1 protein-coding gene is annotated in these 256 nt (G+C 45.3%); it reads right to left on the bottom strand.

The window, feature by feature from the left end:
* Positions 1-24: 24 nt before the first annotated feature.
* Positions 25-256 (bottom strand): VVA0879 family protein (locus UU7_RS18775; RefSeq protein WP_202946813.1); only part of this gene is annotated, 232 nt, incomplete at its 5' end.

The raw sequence follows: 256 nt of genomic DNA, 5'->3' as shown, positions 1-256 counted from the left end.
CGACGTCCACGACGTCTTTTTTTATCAAGGCAAGTGTGTTGCTTTTGCTTTCGTTTGTGGTTTCAGTTGCCATGCTATACAACCTCCTTCAATTTTTTTCTCTGCAAAATCAAATACTTCAGATTCCTTGCCTTCATTCAAAACGATTCTGCCTTTACCCAATGTGCCGAACAAACCGTACGCCGCCCAATCGCACCCTGACGAATCGCCTTTTCTGGGGCTACCTTTGCCTGTATACCTGCCGACACATTCTTTG

It is taken from the genome of Rhodanobacter spathiphylli B39 (assembly GCF_000264295.1).
Classification (GTDB): domain Bacteria; phylum Pseudomonadota; class Gammaproteobacteria; order Xanthomonadales; family Rhodanobacteraceae; genus Rhodanobacter; species Rhodanobacter spathiphylli.
The sequence above is the reverse complement of the archived record's forward strand: the minus strand, read 5'-3'. Positions and strand labels throughout refer to the sequence as shown.